This window comes from Brachybacterium sp. 107, assembly GCF_052379725.1.
Taxonomy (GTDB): domain Bacteria; phylum Actinomycetota; class Actinomycetes; order Actinomycetales; family Dermabacteraceae; genus Brachybacterium.
In genome coordinates this window covers 78236-101797 of sequence record NZ_JBQSYW010000009.1, presented here as the reverse complement: position 1 = coordinate 101797, position 23562 = coordinate 78236, and the positions used below count along the sequence as shown (strand labels likewise).

At 69.4% G+C, this 23562-nt stretch carries 20 protein-coding genes; 6 read left to right on the top strand and 14 right to left on the bottom strand.

From position 1 onward, the window contains the following. The first annotated feature begins 48 nt into the window (after window positions 1–48). From ACT3UL_RS11645 to ACT3UL_RS11625, 5 genes are all read left to right on the top strand, one after another. The gene (locus ACT3UL_RS11645) at window positions 49–897 is read left to right on the top strand and encodes an aldo/keto reductase (protein ID WP_444578359.1); all 849 of its coding nucleotides are present in this window, start codon (window positions 49–51) and stop codon (window positions 895–897) included. Window positions 898–1181: 284 nt separating this feature from the next. Then, window positions 1182–1526 (top strand): hypothetical protein, encoded by a 345-nt coding sequence (locus ACT3UL_RS11640; protein WP_444578358.1) that lies wholly within the window; start codon window positions 1182–1184, stop codon window positions 1524–1526. A 125-nt stretch (window positions 1527–1651) separates the two neighbouring features. Continuing rightward, the gene (locus ACT3UL_RS11635) at window positions 1652–2035 is read left to right on the top strand and encodes a hypothetical protein (RefSeq protein WP_444578357.1); all 384 of its coding nucleotides are present in this window, start codon (window positions 1652–1654) and stop codon (window positions 2033–2035) included. 36 nt (window positions 2036–2071) lie between these two features. Continuing rightward, window positions 2072–2872 (top strand): serine hydrolase, encoded by an 801-nt coding sequence (locus ACT3UL_RS11630; RefSeq protein ID WP_444578356.1) that lies wholly within the window; start codon window positions 2072–2074, stop codon window positions 2870–2872. Between the two features lie 369 nt (window positions 2873–3241). Next, window positions 3242–3844: an NlpC/P60 family protein gene (locus ACT3UL_RS11625; protein WP_444578355.1), complete on the top strand. Its 603-nt coding sequence runs from the start codon at window positions 3242–3244 to the stop codon at window positions 3842–3844. A gap of 233 nt (window positions 3845–4077) precedes the next feature. Here the strand turns inward: ACT3UL_RS11625 and ACT3UL_RS11620 are convergent, their stop codons facing one another. The 11 genes from ACT3UL_RS11620 to ACT3UL_RS11570 form a co-directional block, all read right to left on the bottom strand. Continuing rightward, window positions 4078–5229 carry a C40 family peptidase gene (locus tag ACT3UL_RS11620; protein WP_444578354.1) on the bottom strand — a complete coding sequence of 384 codons (1152 nt, stop codon included), beginning with the start codon at window positions 5227–5229 and terminating at the stop codon, window positions 4078–4080. 98 nt (window positions 5230–5327) lie between these two features. Continuing rightward, entirely contained in the window at window positions 5328–6482 is a 1155-nt protein-coding gene (locus tag ACT3UL_RS11615) for a dipeptide epimerase (RefSeq protein ID WP_444578353.1), read from the bottom strand. A 14-nt stretch (window positions 6483–6496) separates the two neighbouring features. After that, window positions 6497–7648: a DUF819 family protein gene (locus ACT3UL_RS11610; protein ID WP_444578352.1), complete on the bottom strand. Its 1152-nt coding sequence runs from the start codon at window positions 7646–7648 to the stop codon at window positions 6497–6499. A 153-nt stretch (window positions 7649–7801) separates the two neighbouring features. Next, a complete protein-coding gene (locus tag ACT3UL_RS11605; protein ID WP_193116597.1) occupies window positions 7802–8122 on the bottom strand; it encodes a DUF3870 domain-containing protein in 321 nt (106 codons plus the stop codon). Window positions 8123–8263: 141 nt separating this feature from the next. Next, window positions 8264–9250 (bottom strand): hypothetical protein, encoded by a 987-nt coding sequence (locus ACT3UL_RS11600; RefSeq protein WP_444578351.1) that lies wholly within the window; start codon window positions 9248–9250, stop codon window positions 8264–8266. Between the two features lie 157 nt (window positions 9251–9407). Next, on the bottom strand, window positions 9408–10547 hold the full coding sequence (locus ACT3UL_RS11595; protein ID WP_444578350.1) for an ABC transporter ATP-binding protein: 1140 nt from the start codon (window positions 10545–10547) through the stop codon (window positions 9408–9410). Window positions 10548–10585: 38 nt separating this feature from the next. Further along, window positions 10586–11899: an ABC transporter substrate-binding protein gene (locus ACT3UL_RS11590; RefSeq protein ID WP_193116600.1), complete on the bottom strand. Its 1314-nt coding sequence runs from the start codon at window positions 11897–11899 to the stop codon at window positions 10586–10588. A gap of 113 nt (window positions 11900–12012) precedes the next feature. Next, window positions 12013–12957 carry a carbohydrate ABC transporter permease gene (locus ACT3UL_RS11585; protein WP_443335884.1) on the bottom strand — a complete coding sequence of 315 codons (945 nt, stop codon included), beginning with the start codon at window positions 12955–12957 and terminating at the stop codon, window positions 12013–12015. A 34-nt stretch (window positions 12958–12991) separates the two neighbouring features. Further along, on the bottom strand, window positions 12992–13927 hold the full coding sequence (locus ACT3UL_RS11580) for a carbohydrate ABC transporter permease (RefSeq protein WP_319021515.1): 936 nt from the start codon (window positions 13925–13927) through the stop codon (window positions 12992–12994). A gap of 163 nt (window positions 13928–14090) precedes the next feature. Next, complete coding sequence (locus ACT3UL_RS11575; RefSeq protein WP_444578349.1) at window positions 14091–15647, bottom strand: NAD-dependent succinate-semialdehyde dehydrogenase; 1557 nt, start codon at window positions 15645–15647, stop codon at window positions 14091–14093. Window positions 15648–15790: 143 nt separating this feature from the next. After that, window positions 15791–17716, bottom strand: coding sequence for a glycoside hydrolase family 15 protein (locus tag ACT3UL_RS11570; protein ID WP_444578348.1), 1926 nt, complete (start codon window positions 17714–17716; stop codon window positions 15791–15793). Between the two features lie 101 nt (window positions 17717–17817). On the opposite strand from ACT3UL_RS11570, the gene ACT3UL_RS11565 reads away from it, so the two are divergent. Continuing rightward, window positions 17818–19278, top strand: coding sequence for an FAD-dependent oxidoreductase (locus tag ACT3UL_RS11565; protein ID WP_444578347.1), 1461 nt, complete (start codon window positions 17818–17820; stop codon window positions 19276–19278). Window positions 19279–19303: 25 nt separating this feature from the next. On the opposite strand, the gene ACT3UL_RS11560 is transcribed toward ACT3UL_RS11565, so the two are convergent. The 3 genes from ACT3UL_RS11560 to ACT3UL_RS11550 form a co-directional block, all read right to left on the bottom strand. Beyond that, complete coding sequence (locus ACT3UL_RS11560; RefSeq protein ID WP_444578346.1) at window positions 19304–20815, bottom strand: S10 family peptidase; 1512 nt, start codon at window positions 20813–20815, stop codon at window positions 19304–19306. 488 nt (window positions 20816–21303) lie between these two features. Continuing rightward, on the bottom strand, window positions 21304–21717 hold the full coding sequence (locus ACT3UL_RS11555; protein WP_444578345.1) for a hypothetical protein: 414 nt from the start codon (window positions 21715–21717) through the stop codon (window positions 21304–21306). A 22-nt stretch (window positions 21718–21739) separates the two neighbouring features. Then, window positions 21740–23437 (bottom strand): sodium:solute symporter family protein, encoded by a 1698-nt coding sequence (locus tag ACT3UL_RS11550; RefSeq protein WP_444578344.1) that lies wholly within the window; start codon window positions 23435–23437, stop codon window positions 21740–21742. Window positions 23438–23562 lie beyond the last annotated feature (125 nt).

Sequence of the window (23562 nt, the reverse complement as noted above, 5' to 3'; positions counted from 1 at the left end):
GGTCCGTCCGGCGGCTCGGTGCCGCCCACCCCGATCACGAGGAGCATCATGCCTGTCTCTCCCTCTGTCACCTTCCACGACGGCCGGTCCATCCCGCAGCTCGGCTACGGCGTGTGGCAGGTCGAGAACGCCGTCGCGGCCGACGTCGTCGTCCAGGCCCTCGAGGCCGGCTACCGCCACGTCGACACCGCCCGCGGCTACAACAACGAAGCTGGCGTGGGCCAGGCGCTGAAGACCGCCGGCCTCACGCGCGACGACGTGTTCGTGACCTCGAAGGTCCCCAACCAGGACCAGGGCCGCGACAAGACCCTCGCCTCCTTCGACGCCACCATGGAGGACCTCGGCCTCGACGAGCTCGACCTCTACCTGATCCACTGGCCCGCGCCCTCCAAGGGCCTCGCCGTGGAGACCTGGAAGGCTCTCATCGAGCTGCAGGAGCAGGGGCGCATCCGCTCCATCGGCGTCTCCAACTTCCGCGTCGAGGATCTCGAGAAGATCGAGGCGGAGACCGGTGTGCTGCCCGTGCTCAACCAGATCGAGCTGCACCCCTACTTCAACCAGCCCGAGCTGCGCGAGTTCCACGCCTCCAAGCAGATCCTCACCGAGTCCTGGTCCCCGCTGGGCCAGGGCGGCGGCGAGCTCACCGACCCGGTGGTCACGAAGATCGCCGAGGCGCACGGGGCCGACGCCGGCCAGGTGCTGATCGCCTGGAACCTGGCGCTTGGCAACGTGGTGATCCCCAAGTCCGAGACCCCCAAGCGGATCGTCTCGAACTTCGCCTCGCTCGAGGTCGAGCTCACCGACGATGAGATCGCACAGATCACCGGCCTGCACAAGGGCGACGCCGGCCGTCAGGGCGGCAACCCGAACGACATGATCGCGCACCAGGGCGCCTGAACCGCCCAGCCCGCGAGGGCTGATCGGCCCGACGGTTCCCGTCGGCCCGGAAGTCCGACTCCATGCGCCTGGCACCAGGCAACCGGGCAACCGGGCGCCCGGCGGATCCGGCATCAGCAGACGCGGTTGCGCGCTGTGCTTCCACAACGGGAAGTACAGCGCGCAACCGCGTTCGGCTGTCTCCGGGACGACGTCTTCCCGTGCGACGGCGCCCGGTGCAACGCTGTCCGGCGCGACGACGTAAAATCTGAAGAAGGACGTCGAACCACGGCCGGAGGACCCCCATGAGCGAGAACACCTACAATGCAGAGGCCGACCCCGGCGACGAGGCGCGCGACTTCACGGGACCCGACGGAGTCGAGAGCGCCGACCGCATCCTCGAGCTGGAGCGTGACCGGGAGCGTGATGGCGCGACCCGATCCGATGACGCCGCCGACTTCCCCCGCGAGCTGGGGGAGGAGGACTCCGCCGCGGCCGATCAGGGCAACCGCGACGGCGACGAGATGGTCGCCGAGGGTGATGACGCGGACGAGGACCGGGCGCTCGACGGTGACGGCGACTCCTTCGAGGCCTTCGAGGACGAGCCCTTCACCGAGGATGATCCGCTGGCACGCGACCGCGAAGCCTGACCTCCCGCGGGCAGGGGGCGACCGAGGGCGTGTGTGCTGTGCGCGCAGGCCCGGCCGCCGTCGGCCGCACGAAAATCCCGTGACCTCCGGATCAGCCCGACGCTACGACCTGGATCGACGGCGGCGTGCTGGGAACCCTCGACCGGCTCGACCTCTCCCTGCGCCCCGGCGGCATCGCGCTGATCGGGGAGCCGTACTGGCGCGAGATCCCCCCGGCCCCGGAGGCCGTGCGCGGCAGCCAGGCCGAGTCCGTCGAGGACTACGCGACACTCGACGGGCTGATCACCTCGGTGCAGGGACACGGTTGGGACGTCGTCGAGATGGTCCTTGCCGACGAGGACAGCTGGGACCGCTACGTCGCCGCGCAGTGGCTGAACATCCGCCGCTTCTGCGACGAGAACCCGAGGACGAGCTGGTCCCGGAGCTGCGCGCCGAGCTCGAGACGGCTCCCGTGCACTATGCCCGTTACCAGCGGCGATACCTGGGATGGGGCGTGCTCGCGCTCATGAAGCGCTGACCGTGACACGCTGACGTAAGGTCGCAGGATGCCGATCCCCACCGCTGCTGCCCCTGATCAGGTCTCCGTCTCCTACTGCCTGCTCGACGCGGAGGGTCGGACGATCTCCGCACAGGGCGCCGAGCAGTCCTACTACGCCGCGAGCACCATCAAACTGCACGTGATGCTGACCGCGCTGCAGGCCACCTCGCGAGGTGCGCTCGACCTCGACCAGCAGGTTCCCGCGACCCGAACCTTCACCGGCTCCGACGGCACCCCTTTCGCTCTCGGCGGCGACCACCTCGACCCCACGCATCCTGCCGACGGGGAGCAGGTGAGCGTGCGCGAGCTGCTGGCGCGGATGATCGATCGCTCCAGCAACGAGGCCACGGACCATCTCGTCGAGCTCGTGGGCCTGGGGGCGGTGGCCGAGACGATCGCGAGCCTGGGCCTGCGAGAGACCCGAGTGGAGCGCCTGATCGGCGACGCGAGCGCGCTCGCGACGGGCGCGACCAACGAGACCAGCGCGGCGGACCTCGCCCGGACGATGCGAGCGCTCGTGCAGCAGGACGGACGCGCAGAGTCGACGACAGCGTCCGTCGAGCTCGCACGTGACGCGCTGCGGGCACAGCGGATCCCCGTGATCGCCTCGGCGCTGGCCGACGGGGTCGACTGGGGCTCGAAGTCCGGCTGGGTCGAAGGGTACCGGCACGACGTCGCCTTCGTCGGCGATCCCGACTCCAAGGAGCTGAGGGTCCTCGCGGTCATGACTGCGGGCCTGGCCCCGGAGGAGGCCGACGAAAGAATCGGCGAGCTCGTGCGCGAGCTGCTGTCCGACGTCGCCGCCTGAACCGGCGCGGCCGCCTGATTCGGCACGGCCGGCCGACCCGACCGGGCGTTCGGGCGACGCTGCGTGTCCGGAGGTCGCCGCACGACCGGTGGCCGTGTTCGGACCTGTCTTCGGGGACCGAGGGGACGGTTCCGACCGCCCTGACCTCGTCGATCGGTGTCGGGTGTCCCCTCGCTGGGGAATCCGCGCAGCGGTCGGTTCGCCGATGAACGGACGGTAAAAAATCGTGCGGGCGGCCGCCGAGGGGTTGCGCACCGGGGTGTGTCCGTGGTCACAGTGGAGGTGCCCGATCACGCACGGCACCGTCGTCCGATCGACCGGAGACCGGACCTCAGGACGGACCGTGCATACGACACGGAGGTACTGACCGTGACCGATCAAGCACTCACCACCCCCAGCCGTCGGAGCTTCTTCCGGGGCGTCGGCATCGCCGGCGCCGCGGCTGTCACCGGCGTCGCCGTCCCCGCCCTCCTCACACCCTCCGCGTCGGCGGCTCCGGTCCCCGGCTACAACGAGGAGATCACTCGCGACCGGGTCATCGAGCGCGCGAAGTTCTGGGTCGACGACCCCCGCGCCTACAGCATGGAGAACTTCGACATCGGCCCCGAGGAGGACTCCGACATCCTGTGGCGCATGGACTGCTCGGGCTTCGTGTCGATGGCCCTGGCCGTCCGCTTCGACGACAACCCCACGGGCCTGACCACCGAGACGTTGCACCCGGACGGCGGCTACGAGATCTCGCACTCCATCAGCAAGGACGATCTGCTCCCGGGCGACTTCATCCTGCAGAAGAACGCCGACTCCGAGAGCGGCGTCGGGCATGTGGTGCTGTTCAACGGCTGGGTCGATGGCGGCTACAACGTCCTCGAGCAGTCCTACGGGGCCGGCGGCACCACCTCCCGGACCGCCAGCTACCCGTACGACGACCTCGCGCACTACCACCCGTTCCGCTACGACCTCATCGTCGACTGACCGAAGAGTGCGGGGCGCCCCGCCCCGACGGGCCCTGTTCGGGCGGAGCCCCCGCATCGACGGGACTTATACGTGGCACGAGGCCCATATACGGGCTCGCTCCACGTATAAGTCCCGTTGTCGCGAGGGGCCTGTAAGTCCCGTTCCTGCGACGGGCCGGGCCGGGCCAGCGGTGGGCTTGGCCAGGGGGTGGTTGAGGGCTGGTGCCGACGTGGAGGTCGTGACTCGGCGGCTCAGCCGGCCAGGGCCACCCGTCGGGCGCCGGCGTACTCGCCGATGGGGTCGTACTCGGTCAGCGACATGATCTCGACGCTGCGCGCGGCGTTGGGGGCCTGCATGATCAGGTCGTCCCCGATGTACAGGGCCACGTGGCGGATCGAGTCGCCACCCGGCTCGGATGCGAAGAACACCAGGTCGCCGCGCTGCAGGTCGTCGCGCTCCACCGGCTCCAGGCCGGAGTGGTCCATCTGATCGCCGGCATCACGGTCGATCGAGATGCCGTGGTGATGGAACAGCGTGTACGTGAAGCCCGAGCAGTCGAAACCGTAGGCGCTCACGCCGGCCCACAGGTAACGCAGCCCGAGGAACCGCTCGCCGGTGGCGACGATGTCCTCGACGGTGGGCAGCGGCGGCTGCTCGCCGTGCTCGCGCACCACGACGTCGTCGGCGGGCAGGTAGGCGTGACGCCCGCCGGGGACCGCGACCTTCACGGCCTTCGCGGTGCGGCCGAGCACCGGCAGGATCGTGTCGAAGGAGACGTCGATCCCGGGGTGGTTGCCCGACGGGGTGCCGGTGAGGGTGCTGGTCAGCGCCGTGACGGTCGCGGTCGGCGCGGAGGCCGACTGCTGGGCGAAGCCCTCGTCGACCACGAGCTGCACGGTGGGCACCCAGCCGGGATAGCCGCGGGGATCGCGCGGGGTGCCCTGCGCGGTGACCACGATGTGCGCCCAGTCGCCGTCGATCTCGTCGACGATGACCTCGCTGCCCAGTACGGCCTGTGACTCGAGCTCGCCGGTCAGCCACTTCCTGGTCTCGGTGTCCTGCATGCTCGCGTTCCAGGCGTCGAGGTCGACGGGGTTCGTGAGCGAGGGGTCATCGATGCCGGGACGGTTCGAGCCCGGCTCCACCCACAAGGTGGTGGCCGTGACCGCGACGTGGGCGGTGGAGCCCGGGGTGAGGCCGACGCCCGGCTCAGGCAGGGTCGTCGGCCGGGCGGCCGCTCTACCTGCGTTCGCGGCCGGGGCGGCGGAGTCATCGGCCAGGGCCTGGCCGGCGCCGAGACCGGCGGCGCCCAGGCCGGCGACGGCGAGGCCGGCGGTGCCGGTCGCAGCCAGGCGCAGGCCGTCACGACGGGTGAGGCGGCAGGCTGGGGTGTGCGTGGACATCTGGGTCTCCTTCGACAGGCCCCCGAGCGGGGACCGCAGGTCACGGGATGATGGGTGGACGACCGGACTTCGGTCGAGAGCGCGGGTGGTCGCGCGGGTCACTGATCACCCCCGGACGGGTCGACGTCGGCCGGGAGGCGCTCGAGCCCGAGACCGGGCCCGCCGAGCAGGCGCAGCCAGCCGTCCTCCTGGGCGTACCCGCCGGCGGGGACATCGGAGGCGAACCAGAACGGCGGGTCGAGGTCGATCATCGTGATCGCCGGGTGGGCTATCGCGAGGTGGGCGGCGGCGGTGATCGAGATGCGCGGCTCCATCATGGCGCCGACCATGCACTCCACCCCCGCCTCGAGGGCGACGTCCGCGATGGCCAGGGCCCCGCGCAGACCGCCCGTCTTGGCGAGTTTGATGTTGAGCATGTCCACGGCGTCGGCCTCTACCAGGCGTCGGGCATCCTTGACGTTCCACACCGACTCGTCCGCCATGATCGGCACCTCGACCGCGGCGGACACCCGGGCGAGGCCCTCGATGTTCGCCGCGGCCACCGGCTGCTCGACCAGATCGATCGGGAGACCGTCCGCGAGGAACCCGGTGATGATGTCGATGGCCTGCTCCGGCACCCAGCCCTGGTTGGCGTCCAGCCGCAGCCGGACCCCGGGGGCCGCCTCGACGACCGCGGCCAGGCGGTGCCTGTCCTCCTCGATGTCGTGGCCGAGCTTGATCTTGAGGATCTGCTCGCCCCCGGCGACGGCTTCGCGGGCATGCCCGGCCATCACCTCGGGGTCTTCGAGGGAGATGGTCATGTCGTTGAGCAGACGATCTCCGGGGCGCCCGCCCAGCAGCTCCACCAGCGGCGCCCCGAGGCTCTGGGCCCAGGCGTCGTGCAGGGCCACCTCGAGCGCGGCCTTCGCGCTCGTGGCCCCGTCGAGCGCGCCGGCCACCCGGGCGGAGAGCTCCGTGATGGTGCCGGTGGCGCCGACGACCGCAGTGCGCAGCGGCCCCTGCAGGGCGACGGAGATGGTGTCGGCAGATTCGCCGGTGACCGCGACGGTCTCCGCCGCGCTGCCCTGGCCGATCGTGCCGTCGGCCAGCTCGACCTCGGCGACCACGTACTCGACCGCCTCGGTGCGGCGCGCCGCCGTCACGAAGGGGCGCAGCAGCGGGGCCCGGTGGCGGTGCGAGCGCACCGCCACCACGGCCAGGGGCGTGCTCAGCTGTGGTGCCGGGGCATCGCGGGGCGTGGATTCCTGGGTCATCGGGTTCCCCTCTCTCACAGCGCGGACATGAGCTGGGCGGCCATCAGGCCCACGAACGTGCCCAGGAACGAGCCGATCAGGGCGAACAGCACGCCGACCGGCACCAGCTGACGGTTGAAGGCCGCGGCGACGACGGGCGCGGAGGCGATGCCTCCGATGTTCGCGGTCGAGGCCACGGCCAGGGAGAACAGCTCGGTCTTGGTGAGCTTCGCGTAGACCACCATGATCGCGGCGTGGATGATCAGCACGAGCAGGCCCATGAGCAGGTAGATCGGTGCCTGGGTGAGGGCGGAGAAGTCCGAGCCCGAGGCGATCTGACCGATCACCACGAACAGCATCAGGCCGGCGACCTCGCTGGACCCGGCGGTCTCGCCGAGCGGCGTGAGGGCGATCAGCAGTCCCAGCACGGAGACGATGAGGATGGTCCAGGTGGTGGCGTTGACGACCGTGCCCCACTCCGGGAGCAGCCCGCCGACCCAGATCGCGAGGGTGGAGACGAAGATCGAGCCGAACACGACGATCGACAGCGAGGTGGCGGTGACCGGCTTCTTGTCGGTCTCATAGGCTCCTTCATGGGCGTCGAGGTAGGAGGTGTCCGCCTTGGTCCACTTGTTGAACTTGGGGGACACGGCGACCGAGGCGAACATCGCCATCAGCCAGACGGAGTAGATGATCGTGTCGGTGATCAGGGCATAGCCGAAGATCGACTCCGGTGCCTGCAGGATGTCCTGCACGGCGACCATGTTGGCGCTGCCGCCGGTCCAGGAGGCCAGCAGGGCGCCGAACACCTTCCAGGCCTCGGTGTGCACGAAGCTCTGGAAGACGACGTACACCCCGACCATCCCCAGGAACAGCGAGGCTGCGGCGACGAAGTACGTCAGCAGCAGCTTCGGGCCGAGCTTGATGATCTTGCGCAGATCGCAGCCGAACAGGAACAGCAGGATCATCGCTGGCAGCAGCACGGTCTTGACCTGGGCGATGGGCTCGCGGGTCGCCTCGTCGTCGCCGAACACGCCGAGCGTGTTGAGAGCCGCGCACAGCAGGTACATCAGCACCATGCCGGGCACGAACTTGAACAGTTTCCAGCCGGTCGTGCGCTCGAGCACGATCAGCACGCACGACAGTCCCAGCAGGACTCCGAGCATCAGCAGGCCATCGGTGATCACGGGAGATCTCCTCGTCGGTCAGGAAGTCGCCGCCGTCGGGCACAAAAAAATCGGAAGCACCAGGGATCGCCGCCTCGGGCGAGGCGTGATCCGGGTGCTTCCGACGGGATCCGGTTCGGTGAGGTTCCGGGCAGACGGTGGGCGCTTTTGAAGTTAGGCGGTGACGTCGGCCGACAAGTCGCGGTACTTCGCGGCGGCGTTGCGCACTGCTGTGGCAAGCGCCCTCTGCGAGGACCCGTGGTACCTGTCGGTGATCGACTCCACCAGGGAATCGTCATCGAGCAACGAACGACCCACCAGCAGTTCGCGAACGAACTCGACGGTGAGGGTCAGCGTGGCGGTGCAATCCGCTGCCGTGATGACGTGGGTCTCAGTATCGACGATGAGACCGATGAAGAACAATCCCCACTGCGATGTGATCGGATTGTTGCTCGGCGCTTTGGCCTCGCCGGTGAGATAGATGGTGGTGCCCATGGGGGAAGCCTAAGCGGCAGCCCCCTGACAGACACCGCGGTCGAACCGGACGACCGCGGCCGACGAGGGCCGACCGCGGCCGACGAGTGCCGACCGCGGCCGAGACGAATGCCGGCCGCGGTCGGGGAGTGGCTGGAGCGATCAGCCCAGGTTCGCGGGGCCTGCCTCCGCGGCCTTCTGCTCGGCGGTGGCGCGACGGTCGGCGCGCTGGGAGTCGAGGCCATCGGCGTGGGCCTCGGGACCGGCGGTCGCGGCGAAGGCCTGGGCCTTCTGCGCAGCCGGTGCGAGGTCGGTGAACTGGCCGCCCATCTCCCCGCGCACGCGGTTGTCGGTGCCGGTCGGTGCCGGATCGTTGCCCTCGCCGGTCAGTGCGCCACGGATGATGTTGCCCGAGACGTCGACGCCGTCGAGGTTGTCCGAGAGGGTCACGTCGGAGCCGAAGTAGTTGCCGTCCTCGCAGTCGACGAGGCCGCCACCGGTGCCGAGCTGCACGCCCGAGTTGCCGGTGAAGGTGGCCGCACCGTCGACCTCGCTGCTGCACAGGGAGGTGCCCTCTTCGTTCGCGGAGACGGTCAACCCCTTCGCGAGGGTCGAGTCGATGATGTCGGTGTACAGCGTGTTCTCGCTGCTCACAGCGCCGTCGATGGTCACGGTCTGCAGGTGCACGAGGCCCTGCTCCACGGTGAGCTTGCCCCCGATCGAGGAGTCGTAGGAGTACAGGAAGGGATCGGCCCCGTCGACGGCACGCCCGGTGTAGGACCCGCCCAGAGCGGAGTCGTCGAGGTAGACGCCGTAGCCGCCCTTGCTGATCAGGTTTCCTGCCACCTCGGTGCCGGTGGCATCGAAGTAGCCCTCGGAGGCGACCACGACGCGATCCCCGATGCTCGAGTCGGTCATGAGCAGATCGGCGCCGGCCTTCACCGTCACCTCGCCCTCGATGGTCACGCCGTCCAGGACGCAGGAGTCGCCCTTGTCGACGACGAGATCGCCGGGCACGGTGACGTCCGCGGCGTCGCCGTCGCAATGGGTGGTCAGTGCCGCGGAGGCGGATCCGGCGCCGACGGCGAGGCCCGCGGAGGCGAGGGCGAGAGCAGAGAATGAGATGACAGTTCGGGAAAGGGGGCGCACGTCGGCTCCTAGTCGCGCCGGGCACGAAGGAGCGCCGGCGGCAGATGGGGGATGAGGTTCCTCCCCGACCGTACCGGCATGTGACCCACATCGCTGAGGAATGCGGACTTTAACGCTGAAACTTTTTACACCCGTTCACCCGACGGTCAGACTCGAGTCAGAGGTACTCGAGGTTGATCTCGTTCTCGGGGTGGAAGAACACGCTGGTGCGGGGCTTGGGGCGCACGTGGATCGTCGTATCGGGCTCGATGCCCTTGAAGCCGTGGTCCAGCCGGAGCACCAGCTGGCTCCCGCGCACGGACGCGGTCATGCCCTCTGTCTCCTGGGCGCGGCAGTGGAGGAAGGCCTCTCCGCCGAGCTTCTCCACCAGGCGCACCGTGAGGGGCATGCTGGCGCCGCCGTCCTCCGGCGCGGCGCCGTGGCCCACGATCTCCCAGTTCTCGGGGCGCACGCCCACGATGACCTGGCCGGGGGTCTTCTCGGCGTACTCACGGGGCAAGTCCATGTCCAGGCCGTGGTCGGGGCCGAGCAGGGCGCGGCCGTCGGAGCTCACCGTGGCCCCGTCGATCAGGGTCATCGCCGGAGACCCGATGAAGCCGGCCACGAAGGTGTTGCCGGGGTGCTCATAGAGATGGGTGGGCTCGTCGACCTGCTGCAGCACGCCCTCGCGCAGCACGGCGACACGATCGCCCATGGTCATGGCCTCGGTCTGGTCGTGGGTGACGTACACCGTGGTCACACCCAGTTCGCGCTGCAGCGAGCCGATCTGGGCACGGGTGGACACCCGCAGCTTCGCGTCGAGGTTCGACAGCGGCTCGTCCATGCAGAACACCTTGGGGTTGCGCACGATCGAGCGGCCCATGGCCACCCGCTGGCGCTGACCGCCGGACATCTGCGAGGGCTTCTTGTCCAGCAGCGGCTCGAGCTCGAGCATCGCGGCGGCGCGCTCGACCTGCTGGGTGATCTCCGCCTTCGGCATCTTCGCGTTCTGCAGGGCGAATGCCATGTTCTGGCGCGCGGTCATGTTCGGGTAGAGGGCGTAGGACTGGAACACCATGGCCACGTCGCGATCCCGGGCGCGCAGCTCGCTGACGTCGACGTCGTCGATGAGGACGGTTCCCTCGTCGATCGGTTCGAGCCCGGCCAGCATCCGCATCGCGGTGGACTTCCCGCTGCCGGACGGCCCCACCAGCACCAGGAACTCCCCGTCGGCGACGGTGAGCGAGACCCGGTTGACCGCGGGAGGGCGGGACGGGTCGTAGATGCGGGAGGCCTGCTGGTACTCGACGGTGGCCATGGTGTTCCTCGTGCTCCTTCAGGGGGTCGGTCGGGTGCTCACAGGTTGGGGGTGATGTCCCGGTCGATGACCTTCTGCGTCTCGTCCTGCAGGTCCTTCATGACGGTCGCGACGTCCTCCTGGGCGATCGCGATGCGGTCCAGACCGGCACCGATGCGCTGACCGCCGCCGCTGACGAACACGCGGGCGTAGTCCTGCGGCGCCGTGTTCTCGCTCAGCTGGCGGATCGCCGTCATGGCGTTGGGGTTCTCCTCGAGGTACTTCGTCTCCTCGGCGTCCTCCATCGCGGACTTCCGCACCGGCATGTACCCGGTGGCCTGGCTGAACGTGATGGTGTTCTGCGTGCTGGTCAGGAAGTCCGCGAACTTCATGGCCATCACCTTGCGTTCGTCGCTGATGCCCTCGGGGATCGCGATGCCGGCGCCGCCGGTGCAGGCGCCGGGCGTCGGGCCTGGCAGATAGGTGGTGTGGAAGTCGAACTCCGCGGATTCCTTCAGGCCGCCCAGGGATCCGGTGGACTGCAGCAGCCCCGAGGAGTTGCCGATGGAGAACGCGTTGGCGGCGTCCTTCTCGATGCCGATGTGTCCCGCGGCGACCTGCTCCTGGAGGAAGGTCGCGGCGTCGATCGAGCCCTGCTCGGTGAACGTCGGGGTCCACTCCTTGGAGTAGTTGCCGCCGAAGGTCCAGATGATCCCCTGGAAGAACCAGTCGAGGTAGTCGGAGCCGTCCGGGATGACGATGGCGGGCTTGCCGCCGTTCGCGTCGAGGATCTTCGGGGCCCATTCGGCGAACTGCTCCCAGGTCTCCGGGCCCTTGTCGGTGGGCAGCCCGGCCTTCTTCATCACCTCGGTGTTGAAGTACATGAGGGTCGTGGAGCGCGAGTACGGCATGCCGTAGTGCTTGCCGTCGTACTCGTAGTCCTCGCGCAGGGTGTCCACGAAGTCGTCCGAGTCGACCTCGGCCTCCTTCCACAGGTCGTCCATCGCGGTGGTGGTGCCGGTGAAGGCGAAGTTGAACCAGGTGACGTCCGAGGCCACGATCAGGTCGGGCAGGCCGCCGCCGGCGAGCGCGGCGTTGAACTTCTGGCCGAGCTCCTCGTAACTGGCGCCGCCGTCGATGAGCTTCGCCTGGTTGTCGGGGTTGTCCTTGTTCCAGGCGTCGATGATCTTCTGCTCGAGGTCCTTCGAGCTGCCGGGGTGGTTGGACCAGAACTGGATGGAGCCGTCGCCCTCCTCGCCCTTGCCGCCACCGCCGCCGCCGGCGGAGGTGGAGCCCCCGGCGCAGGCGGCCAGTGCCAGGGCTGCGCTGCCGGCTCCGGCCATTCCGAGAAGTGAACGTCGCGTCGTTGCCATGTCGATCTCCGATTCGTGTGGTGGTGCGGGGACGGTGCGGGGCCGACGGATAGCGGCCGGGTCGAGGAAGGGGGCGGGGGAGAGGGTAGGGCGCGGTGTTCGGCGCCCGGCCATCACCCCTTCACGGCCCCGGCGGTCAGGCCCTTGATCATCTGCTTCTGCAGGATGAGGAAGACGATGAGCATCGGGACGGTGGTCAGGACGGTGCCGGCCATCACCGGGCCCCAGTTGGTCAGGCCCTCGTTGTCCTGCAGCTGGGTCAGGCCGATCGGCAGCGGTGCCACGGCGTCGGTGTCCGACATGAGGAACGGCCACAAGTACTGGTTCCACTCGTTGACCACGGTGATCAGCGTGAACGCGACCAGGGTGGGCCAGGACATCGGCAGCACCACCCGGAACAGGGTGCGGAAGAAGCCCGTGCCGTCGAGCTCGGCGGCCTCCATGATCTCCTTGGGCAGCGACAGGAAGTGGTTGCGCATCAGGAAGGTGCCGAAGGCGACCGCGGCCAGCGGCACGATGATGCCCTGGAAGGTGTTGCGCCATCCCCAGCTGGCCACGAGGGCGTAGTTGGAGATCACGGTGATCTGGTTGGGCACCATGAGTGACGCGATGACCAGCAGGAACAGCAGGTTCCGCCCCGGGAAGCGCAGGAACGAGAGGCCGTAGGCGGTCATCACGCCGAGGCTGACCTCGACCACGGTGAGGATCCCCGTGATGATGACCGAGTTGCGCAGGTACTTGTCGAACCGCACCTCATTGATCACGTAGGAGTAGTTCTCCGGCGCGAAGGGATTGGGGAACCAGCTGATGGGGTTGGAGTAGATGTCCCCGTGGGTCTTCAGCGAGGTGACGACGATGAAGTACAGGGGGACGAAGAACAGCAGCACCGCGGCCAGCATCCCGAAGTAGCCCAGGAGCTTCCCGGCGGTCCCGCCCTGGAAGGCGAGGTGCCGGGAGGTGGCGCGCTTCTTCTGCGCGGGGGTGAGCTGAGGCGGGTCGTCGTCCTCGAGCCCGGGAACGGGCGGCAGGACGGCCTGTGCGTCGTTGGTCATCGTCATGGGGGTACCTCCGTCCTTGCCTTCCTGGCCTTCTCTAGTCCTGTTTGTCCTGCAGCTTGACCTGCACGAGCGTGACGACCAGGACGATCAAGAACATGATCGTCGCGACCGCGGCGCCGTAGCCCGCTCGGTTGTTCACGAAGGTCTCCTGGTAGACCTGATAGATGAGCGTCGAGGTGCCGGTGCCGAAGGGGCCGCCCTCGGTCATCACCTGGATGATGTCGAAAACCTGGAACGAGTTCAGCAGCACCGTGACGGACAGGAAGAACGTGGTGCCCTTCAGCTGGGGCAGCGTGACCCGCCAGAACTTCCGCCAGGCGGGCGTCCCGTCGATCTCGGCGGCCTCGTCGAGGTCGGAGCGACGACCCTGCAGGGCCGCCAGGTAGATCACGAAGGTGTAGCCGAGGTTCTTCCACACGTAGGTGGTGGTGATCATGAACAGCGCCCAGCCGGAATGCTGATAGAACGCCGGGGTGTCCAGGCCGAGCCGGCCCAGCACGTCCTGGACCAGGCCGTAGCCGGGGTCGAACACGAACTGGAAGGCCACGCCGATCGCGGCGCCGGAGATGACGTACGGGGCGAACACCATGGTGCGCACCATGTTGCGGGCGCGCAGGTGCTGGTCCAGCAGGAGGGCCAGTGCGAGGCCCAGTGCCATCGAGCCGATGACCGCGACGAGCGTGAAGATCAACGTGTTGCGGGCGATCTGCCAGCTGGTGTCGTCGGTGAACCACTCGATGTAGTTCCCCAGGCCCACGAACCGCATGTCCGGCGAGGAGATGTTCCAGTTGTAGAAGGAGATGCGGAAGTTGTCGATCAGCGGGCGGTAGGTGAACAGGCCCAGCAGGATCATGTTCGGCACGATCAAGATGGCAGCCAGGCCGATATGCCGCCAGTTGAGCGAGCGGGAGCGCTTCGTCGGCTCGTCGGACGTCGTCGTCTCGAGCCCCGGGATCGCGGGAGTCGTCACAGCGGTCACAGTACGCGTCGCCGCTCCGTTTGGGAGCCAGGTCACACGGTTCGCCCAGTTCCGTGACCATACTGCGACATCCAGGTGAGCTCCTGGGTGTCGTCCCTGGTCATGGCGTCGTCAGGTCAGCGGGCTCCAGCGTCCCCCGCGGGGTCGTCGGCCCTCACAGGGGCAGGCGCACGTACGTCATCTCGAGGAACTCGGTGATGCCCTCGTGAGACCCCTCGCGGCCCAGGCCCGACTCCTTGACGCCGCCGAAGGGGGCCGACGGATCCGAGGCCACGCCGATGTTGACCGCGACCATCCCGGACTCGATCCGGCCGGCCACGTCGGTGACCTCGCCGAGATCCTCGCCCGCCACATAGGCCATGAGGCCGAACTCGGTGTCGTTGGCGGCGGCGACCATCTCGTCGATGTCGTCCAGCACGATGATCGGTGCGACCGGGCCGAAGATCTCCTCGCGGTTCACGCGGGCAGCGCGCGGCACGTCGGTCAGCACGGTGGGCTCGTAGAAGTACCCGCCGTCGCTGCTTGAGCTGTCTGAGCTGTCCGTGCTGTCCGTGCTGTCCGTGCTGGCACTGCCGCCTGCAGCGAGGGAGGCCGGTGCCGGTCGACGACCGCCCACGAGCACTCGGGCGCCGCGGTCCACGGCGTCCGCGACGAGATCCTCGATCTTCTCCAGTGCGGCGGCGTCGATCATCGGACCCATGGTCGTGCCGGGCGCGATCCCGGGGCCGACCTGGAGCTTCGCGGTCTCCTCCGCGAGGCGCGCCGTGAACTCCTCCGCGAGGGACGAGTGCACGTAGAAGCGGTTCGCGGCGGTGCAGGCCTCGCCGTTGTTGCGGAACTTGCCCAGCATCGCGGCCTTGACCGCCGTCTCGACATCGGCGGAGGGCAGCACGAGGAAGGGTGCATTGCCGCCCAGCTCCATCGACGCCTTCAGCACGTGCTCGGACGCCTGGGCGAGCAGGGTGCGGCCCACGGGCGTGGAGCCGGTGAAGGACACCTTCCGCAGCCGCGGATCGGACATCAGCGTGGAGCTCAGCCCCTTCGAATCGGAGCTGACCACACAGTTCACGACGCCGGCGGGCACTCCGGCCTCGGCGAGGATCTCCATCAGCAGCAGCGAGGTCAGCGGGGTCTTCTGCGCGGGCTTGAGCACCACGGTGCAGCCGGCCGCGAGCGCCGGGGCGATCTTGCGGGTGCCCATCGACAGCGGGAAGTTCCAGGGCGTGATCAGCAGGGTGGGGCCCACGGGGCGGGCCACGGTCAGGATCGCCTCGTCGGCGGCGGGGGCGTGGCGGAACCGTCCAGGCAGGCGCACCGCCTCCTCGCTGAACCAGCGCAGGAACTCCGCGCCGTAGGTGACCTCCCCGTACGCCTCGGCGAGCGGCTTGCCCATCTCCAGGGTCATGAGGAGTGCGAGGTCGTCGGCCCGCTCATGGCACAGGTCGTAGGCGCGGCGCAGGATCTCGGAGCGCTGTCGCGGGGTGGTCGCGGCCCAGTCCTCCTGCACGTCGACCGCCGCATCCAGCGCCTTGAGGCCGACGGCAGGCGCGTCGGCGTCGACCACCTGGGTCAGGGCGCGCCCGGTCGCGGGATCCAGCACGTCCAGGGAGGCGGTGCCGCCGAGGAAGCGACCGGCGACGAAGGAGCTGCGCGGAGTGCGCTCGAGCAGCTCGGCGATGCGGGACGCGGTGATGGTGGGCAGGTCAGCCATGGGGTGCTCCTTCGTCGACGGGTGGTCCATCCAGTCTGCACCCGACGGCCGGGCGGGGCCCGACCGCGTGGCAGGGCCCGACGGCGTGGCAGGGCCCGACGGCGTGGAAGGGCCTTGCCGCGTGGCGGGGACCGACCGCGGAGTCAGTCCCGGGTCGTGGCGAGGGCGTCGACGGCGCGGATCAGGCCCAGGTGGCTGAAGGCCTGCGGGAAGTTCCCGGCCATGCGTCCGGCGCCGCTGTCGAACTCCTCGGCCAGCAGGTGCAGATCGTTCGCGCACCCCAGCAGCTGCTCCATGAGCGCCTCGGCCTCGTCGCGGCGACCGGAGGCGGCGTACTGCTCCACCAGCCAGAAGCAGCACACCAGGAAGGGGTGCTCATCCCCGGGCAGACCGTCCTGGCCCTGCGTGCGGTAACGCAGGATCAGTCCGTCCTCGGTGCGCAGATCCTGCTCGATGCGGGCCACGGTGGCGAGCATGTGCGGGTCGTTCGCCGGCAGGAAGCCCGTGTGGGGGATCTGCAGCAGCGAGGCGTCCACCTCGGTGGAGCCGTAGGTCTGGGTGAAGGCTCCGTCGGCCCCCACCCCTCGGGTCATGATCTCCTCGCGCACCTGGTCTCTGATGTGCTTCCAGCGGGTGACCTGCTCCGTGGTGGCCGGCAGGCCGTGATCCTCGACGGCACGGACGGCGCGGTCGAAGGTCGCCCACACCATCACCCGGCCATGGGTGAAGTAGGCGGGGTCGCCGCGCATCTCCCAGATCCCCTGGTCGGGTTCGTCGATCCGGTCCTCGGTGTAGCGCACCAGTGCCTTCTGCAGCGGCCACGACCAGGCGGTCTCCTCCAAGCCGGCATCGCGCATCGCCGCGAGGGCGATCATCACCTCGCCCACCACGTCCGCCTGGTACTGATCTGCCGCCCCGTTGCCGACCCGCACCGGCACCGAGCCCTCGTAGCCCGCCAGATGCTGCACCTCCCGCTCGGGCAGGTTCCGGTCCCCGGTGATCGAGTACATGATCTGCAGCCGCTCCGGATCCCCGGCGATCGCCCGCAGCAGCCAGTCGCGCCAGGTCGCGGCGGCGTCGACGTGTCCGTGGCCCAGCAGAGCCTCGAGGGACAGGGCCGCGTCGCGCAGCCAGCAGTAGCGGTAGTCCCAGTTGCGCACCCCGCCGAAGTCCTCGGGCAGGCTCGTGGTCGCGGCGGCGATGATGCCGCCGGTGCGGCGGTGGGTCAGCGCCCGCAGCACGAGCAGGGAGCGGGTCACCGGTTCTTCGTACTCGGCGTCGACCCGCACCTGGCCGAGCCAGCCGGTCCACTCCGCGATGGTGGCCTCGAGGGCGGCCTCGCTCTCGAGTGCGGCGGGCACCTGCTGCCAGGAGGGGAACCAGGTGAGCACCCAGCACGTGCTCTCCCCGGCGCGCAGGCGCTGCGTGCCCCGGTGGGTCCGGCCGTGGGGCGTGAGTGCGGGGCCGTGCAGGGCGATGCCGTCCCCGCCGGCGACGGCGATCAGCACACGGTTCCCGGCCTCGTCCTCGCCGCGGCGCACCCAGGGCACCGCCTGCCCGTACTCGAAGCGGATCTTCAGCTCCTGGAGCACCTCGACCTCGCCCTCGTGGCATTCCACATGACGCACGAGGTCCGCGTGGTCGTCGACGTCCCCGGAGAGGGAGGAGGCGCTGCCGGGGCCCGGCGAGGACCCGGTCGCCTCACCCCCGGTGCTGTCGGCATCGGCCACGGCGGAGTCGGAGTCACCGGTGTCGGTGCCGGCTCCGGTGCCGGATTCCCCGCCGCCGGTGATCGGCATGTACTCGGTGACGGTGGCGGTCCCGGTGGGGGAGCGCCACACCGTCTCGAGCACCATCGTGCCGGGCAGGTAGCGGCGCGAGAGGACCTCGCCGTCAGCGATCCGCAGCGACCAGTGCCCGTTCTCGTCGTCGCCGAGCAGCGAGCAGAAGAGGGCGTCGGAGTCGAAGCGGGGCAGGCACAGCCAGTTGATGACCCCTTCCCTGGTCACGAGGGCGGTGGCGCGCTGGTCCGACAGCAGGGCGTGGTCTTCGATGAGCGGGCTGGTCATGGCTCCAGTGTGCACCTGCTGGTTCCGGCAGGGGTGGGAAAACTCTGTCCGACGGGCCGAGTGCCTGCCGGGGTACGGGGGTCCAGGCTTACGGTGGGGCCATGAGCACCTCGACCACTGAACCTGTCCGCGACTCTGAATCTGTCCGAGCCTCTGAACCGGCCCGCGGCTCCGGTGACGCTCCCGAGCTGACCTTCGACGTCCTCGTGATCGGCTGGGGCAAGGGCGGCAAGACCCTCGCCGCCACGCTCGGCGGGGCGGGGAAGCGTGTGGGCATGGTCGAGCAGTTCGACACCATGCACGGCGGCACCTGCATCAACATCGGCTGCGTGCCCACCAAGACCCTCGTCCACGACGCGGAGCAGCGCCGTGAGGACGACGACGCGCAGCAGTTCTGGGCCCGCGCCGTCGAGCGCCGCGACACCGTGGTGGGGAAGATGCGCGACGTCAACCACCACATGCTCGCCGACCTCGACGCCGTCACCCTGATCGACGGCCGTGCCCGTTTCACCGCCGACCGCACGGTGCAGGTCACCGGCGGCGACGACGTGCTCACCGCTTCGGCGGACGTGGTCATCGTGAACACCGGGGCCACCCCGACCCGGCCGGACCTGCCCGGCATCGACTCCCCGCGGGTGCACGATTCCACGACGCTGCAGCACGTGGACCCGCTCCCCGCCCGCCTCACCGTGATCGGAGCCGGTCCCATCGGCCTCGAGTTCGCCTCGATGTTCGCCGGGTACGGGGCCGAGGTCACGCTCGTGAACCGTCGTGAGCGCGTGCTGCCCGAGGAGGACGAGGACGTCGCCGCCGAGGTCACGAGCGTGCTCGAGGGTGACGGCATCCGGGTGCTGCACGAGGCCTCCGCGGTGCGGATCGAGGACGGTTCCGAGAGTGCGGTGGTCCTCGTGCGCGTCGGCTCCGAGGAGCGCCGGCTCGAGGCCGATGCCGTCCTGCTCGCCACCGGCCGGCGCCCCGCGACCGACGACCTCGGGCTCGAGCAGGCAGGGATCGAGGTCGACGAGCGCGGCGCGATCGTGGTCGACGAGCATCTGCGCACGAGCGCCGAGGGCGTGTTCGCGATCGGCGACGTCCACGGCGGCGCGCAGCAGACCTACCTCTCCCTCGACGACTTCCGCATCGTGCTCTCCCAGCTGCAGGGCGACGGGGAGCGCACCACCACGGACCGGGTCGCCGTACCCACCACCACCTTCCTCACCCCGCCGCTCGCGGCCGTCGGCCTCACCGCCGGCCAGGCGCTCGCCGCAGGACGCGACGTGCTCGTGGCCTCGCAGAAGGTCGCGACCATCAAGGCGATGCCGCGCCCGAAGGCCGTCGGCGATCCGCGCGGGATCGTGAGGTTCGTGGTCGACGCACAGTCCGACGAGATCCTCGGGGCGCGGCTGTTCCACGTCGACGCGCAGGAGGTCATCAACCTCGTCGCGCTCGCGATGCGCACCGGCACCACTGCCACGCAGCTGAAGAACGGGATCTGGACCCATCCGTCCTCGGCCGAGTCGCTCAACGAGACCCTGGGCAAGTTCGGACCCGTCGAGAGCTGAGGCGCGCGGCTCTCAGGGCGCCGGGTCAGTCCTCGTCGGGGGCGGCCTCGACCGCTGCGTCCTCGCCGGTCACGAACTCCGCGAGGTGCTGGGAGAGCGCGAGACGGCTGGGCTCGTGGCAGTACATCATGTGCCCCGCCTCGTAGTACTCGATGCGGATCCGCTCGGCGTAGTCCTCCCGCGGGATCGCGAGCTGGGCGAGCACGTGCTCGCTCGCATGGAACGGGGTCGCGGCGTCGTGATAGCCGTGGGAGACCAGGACCGTCGTGTGCGGGGACTTCCGCAGGAGCCGGGAGAGATCCGAGGCGACCTCGACGGAGCGGTTCTCGAAGTCCTTGTAGCTCCACGGGTGCACCCGGCCGGACATGATCTCGTAGACCACGTCGCTGGAGAAGTCGAGCTCCGTGCGCAGGTACTGGTTGATCGTCGCGGTGTACGACGGGGCGAGCTGGTCGATCGACGGGTCCGTCTCCATCGTCGCCGCGTTGCCCGCTCCCGCGGGCGCCGTGAACCGCCCGTCGATGCGGCCGGTGACCAGGCCCTGGTCACGCAGCAGCTCGGCGAGGAACGCCAGGTGCTCGACGCGCAGGTTCGCCCGCTCCACCCATTCCGGGTCGATCCCGATGAGGGCGCCGATCCGGGCCGACGCCTCCTGGACCTGCTCCGACGAGAGCCGCAGGCCCGCGGCGAGCAGCGCCGGGTACTCCTGCTCCGCGAACGCCTCCGCCTCGTCGACCACGTCCTGCAGCAGGCGCCCCTCATGCTTGCCGTGGGCATGCGCGATCGCCGCATAGGTGGGCAGGTAGTGCACGTAGGGGCTGTCGTTGCCCGGGTCGAAGCTGATGGTGCCGAAGTCGAGCACGGGGGAGATCAGCACGACGCCCGCGACCGCCACGTAGTAGCGGTCCATGAGGTGAGCGGCGACGGCGGAGGCGCGGGTGGTGCCGTAGGACTCGCCGGCGAGGTGGATCGGGGAGGTCCAGCGCTGGTTGCGGGTCAGCCAGTCGATGACGAACGCGGCGATCAGGTCGCGGTCCGCCGTCAAGCCGTGATGACGGGCGGGCTTCGCGCCGGGAGCGGGCCGCGAGTAGCCCGTGGTCATCGCGTCGACCACGACGAGATCGGCGTGGCGCAGGATCGTCTCGTGGTTGTCCACCAGCTGGTGCGGGGGAGCGGCCGGGGAACCGGCATCCCCGGAGTCGACCCGGCGCGGGCCCAGCAGGCCCAGGTGCAGCCACACGGTCGACGCCCCGGGGCCGCCGTTGAACGCGAACATCACGGGCCGCTGCGGATCGTCGGTGCCCTGGGCGAGATAGGAGACGGAGAACAGCTCGGCGTAGGCGGCGCCGCGCCCGTACTCCTCACCCTCGGGCTCCTCCCGCAGCACCACGGTGCCGGCGGTCGCGGTGTAGTCCAGCGGCCCGTCCGGCAGGGTGAGCGAATGAAGCGTCGTGACGAGGTGGTCCTCGGGGGCAGGGCTCGCGGAGCTCCCGTCGGAGTCGACCTCGGGGGAGGGGGTCGTGGGCTGGGCGTTCACTCGTGCTCCTTCGTCGGGGACGGCATCGGCGTCGATGCTACGCGGGCGGTGCGAACAGCGGTGCTCGGTGGCGGTGGTGGTGGCGGGCGGCGTCTCCGCTCGGGAGCGGGATGCGCGATTCCCTCGAAACGTGCCCGTGGCGGGACGTTTCGAGGGAATCGAGGTGTGGTGGCGTCCGCTCCGGGGCCCGCTACGACACCCGGGATGCGCGAATCCATTGAATCCCTTGAAACGTGCCCGTGGCGGGACGTTTCGAGGGAATCGAAGTGGGGTGGCGTCACCTCCGGGACTCGCTAGGACGCTCGGGATGCGCAAATCCCCCGATACGTGCCGTGAGTGGCACGTATCGAGGGATTCGATGAAGGTCGAGCGGGTGTCGGCGAGGGTCGAGCGGGTGTCGGCGGGGGCCGAACGGGACTCGGCGGGGCAGAGCGGATGTCGAGCGGGTGTCGGCCCGGTCGGCCCGGTCCGCCCGGTCAGGTCATCGCTCAGTCGAGGGGAGCGATGTCCCGGGGGACCTCGGCGCCGTCCTCGTTCTCGCGGACGACCATGCGGATCGGGTTCAGCTTCGTCCAGACGACGAAGGCGATGGCCACGACGATCATGGCCAGGCCCGCCCACAGGTTGGCGTTCATCCCGCCGGTCTTCGCGGCCGCCGCGTCGTCGAACGCGAACAGGCCCATCAGCGTCAGCAGGATGCAGAAGAGGCCCAGCAGCGTGCCGATGAAGTTGCGGATGTCGAAGGCGCCGGCGGTCTGGACGTCCGCGCCCTCGGGTGCGGCGTCGGCCCCGAGCGGGGCGCTCGACGCCGAGGCGTTCTCCGATGGCGGCGTGGCGGCCGACGTCGGCTCGGCCCCGGTGGCCCGGCGCTTGCCGTGGCTCTGATCCTTGTGTGCACTCATGAGTGTTCTCCTCCGTCCGCGCTCAGGCGAAGACGATGTTCAGGATGACGACGAGGACGAGGCCGATGCCCGCCATGGGGACGGGGCGGCGCCAGAAGGGAAGATCCTTCTCGTCGGCGTCGACCAGATCGGCCTTCGGGGTCTCGGAGTAGACGAGGCCCTTCAGCTCGTGCGCCGGCTTCGGCGCGGTGAACTGGGTGACCACCACGGAGACGATGATGTCGACGACGAACGCGGTGGCCGCGCAGACGAAGGCGAGGCCCTGGCCCGGCAGCTCGAAGAGGTGGAAGAACGTGGAACCCGCCCAGAGGCCGACGGCCGAGAGCGTGCCCGCGACCAGACCGGCCCAGCCGGCGGTCGGGGACATCCGCTTCCAGAACATGCCCAGGATGAACGTCGCGAACAGCGGCGCGTTGAAGAACCCGAAGAGGGCCTGCAGGTAGTCCATCAGGTTCGAGAAGCTGCCGGCGATCAGCGCGGTGAAGATCGCGATGATGCAGGCGGCGAGGGTCGCGAAGCGCCCCACCTTGATGTAGTGCGCGTCGGGCGCATCCTTCTTCACGTACTGCTCGTAGAGGTCGTACGTGATCACGGTGTTGAAGGCCGAGATGTTCGCGGCCATGCCGGCCATGAACGCGGCCAGCAGGCCGGCGATCGCAACGCCCAGCAGGCCGTTGGGGAGCACGTCGCGCATGAGCAGCAGCAGGGCGTCGTTGTAGGTGACGCCGGTGGAGGCGGCGCCGGCGGCATCACCCGCGAAGTCCAGCTTCTTGAACTCGGTCAGCTCACCGACCAGCACCGCGGCGAGCATGCCGGGGATGATCACGATGAACGGGATGAACATCTTGGGGAAGGCGCCGATGATCGGCGTCATCCGGGCGGCGGTGATGGACTTCGACGCCATCGCCCGCTGGACCTCCACGAAGTTCGTGGTCCAGTAGCCGAAGGAGAGCACGAAGCCGAGGCCGAAGACGATGCCGACGACCGAGAGGATCGGGCTGTCGAAACCGGACAGCGCCTGGCCGGGCCAGGAGTGCAGCTGCTCGTCGCCGAGCATGCCGTCACCGGCGATGCGCTCCTTCATGCCGTTCCAGCCGCCCACGCGGTGCAGGCCGATGAGCGTCAGCGGCAGCAGCGCCGCGACGATCACGAAGAACTGCAGCACTTCGTTGTAGATCGCGGCGGAGAGGCCGCCGACGGTGATGTAGAAGAGCACGAACGCCGCGGCGAGCACGAGGCCCACCCACATCGGCCAGCCCAGCAGGCGGTTCACGATGATGGCCAGCAGCGACAGGTTCACGCCGGCGATCAGCAGCTGCGCGACGGCGAAGCTGATCGAGTTCACCAGGTGGGCGCCGGTGCCGAAGCGCATGCGCATGAACTCGGGGACCGAGCGCACCTTGGAGCCGTAGTAGAACGGCATCATCACGACGCCGAGGAACAGCATCGCGGGGATCGCGCCGACCCAGAAGTAGTGCATGGTCGGCATGCCGTACTGGGCGCCGGTGGCGGACATGCCCATGATCTCGACGGCGCCGAGGTTGGCGGAGATGAAGGCGAGGCCGGTGACCCAGGCGGGCAGCGAACGGCCGGAGAGGAAGAACTCGATGGAGTTCGAGACTCCGCGCTTGGCGTACCAGCCGACGCCGAGCACGAACACGAAGTACAACGCGATGATCGCGTAGTCGATCCACTGAGCATCCAGGCGGATGTCGACCATGGGGATGATCCTTGGTGAAGAAGGGGTGAGGAGGCGCCGCTGACGTGCGCGGAAGGGCACGAGGGCAGGGCGGCCGGGGCCACCGCGCGGTCACGCTACCACCGTGAAACTATTTCTCGGCCGCC

Excerpts from the sequence above, each read along its gene's own strand:
- ACT3UL_RS11555 (WP_444578345.1), bottom strand. The coding sequence starts at position 21,717 with ATGAGTGCACACAAGGATCAGAGCCACGGCAAGCGCCGGGCCACCGGG.
- ACT3UL_RS11645 (WP_444578359.1), top strand. The coding sequence starts at position 49 with ATGCCTGTCTCTCCCTCTGTCACCTTCCACGACGGCCGGTCCATCCCG.
- ACT3UL_RS11585 (WP_443335884.1), bottom strand. The coding sequence starts at position 12,957 with ATGACGATGACCAACGACGCACAGGCCGTCCTGCCGCCCGTTCCCGGG.
- ACT3UL_RS11615 (WP_444578353.1), bottom strand. The coding sequence starts at position 6,482 with ATGACCCAGGAATCCACGCCCCGCGATGCCCCGGCACCACAGCTGAGC.
- ACT3UL_RS11595 (WP_444578350.1), bottom strand. The coding sequence starts at position 10,547 with ATGGCCACCGTCGAGTACCAGCAGGCCTCCCGCATCTACGACCCGTCC.
- ACT3UL_RS11620 (WP_444578354.1), bottom strand. The coding sequence starts at position 5,229 with ATGTCCACGCACACCCCAGCCTGCCGCCTCACCCGTCGTGACGGCCTG.
- ACT3UL_RS11605 (WP_193116597.1), bottom strand. The coding sequence starts at position 8,122 with ATGGGCACCACCATCTATCTCACCGGCGAGGCCAAAGCGCCGAGCAAC.
- ACT3UL_RS11570 (WP_444578348.1), bottom strand. The coding sequence starts at position 17,716 with ATGACCAGCCCGCTCATCGAAGACCACGCCCTGCTGTCGGACCAGCGC.
- ACT3UL_RS11590 (WP_193116600.1), bottom strand. The coding sequence starts at position 11,899 with ATGGCAACGACGCGACGTTCACTTCTCGGAATGGCCGGAGCCGGCAGC.
- ACT3UL_RS11575 (WP_444578349.1), bottom strand. The coding sequence starts at position 15,647 with ATGGCTGACCTGCCCACCATCACCGCGTCCCGCATCGCCGAGCTGCTC.
- ACT3UL_RS11630 (WP_444578356.1), top strand. The coding sequence starts at position 2,072 with ATGCCGATCCCCACCGCTGCTGCCCCTGATCAGGTCTCCGTCTCCTAC.
- ACT3UL_RS11640 (WP_444578358.1), top strand. The coding sequence starts at position 1,182 with ATGAGCGAGAACACCTACAATGCAGAGGCCGACCCCGGCGACGAGGCG.
- ACT3UL_RS11550 (WP_444578344.1), bottom strand. The coding sequence starts at position 23,437 with ATGGTCGACATCCGCCTGGATGCTCAGTGGATCGACTACGCGATCATC.
- ACT3UL_RS11565 (WP_444578347.1), top strand. The coding sequence starts at position 17,818 with ATGAGCACCTCGACCACTGAACCTGTCCGCGACTCTGAATCTGTCCGA.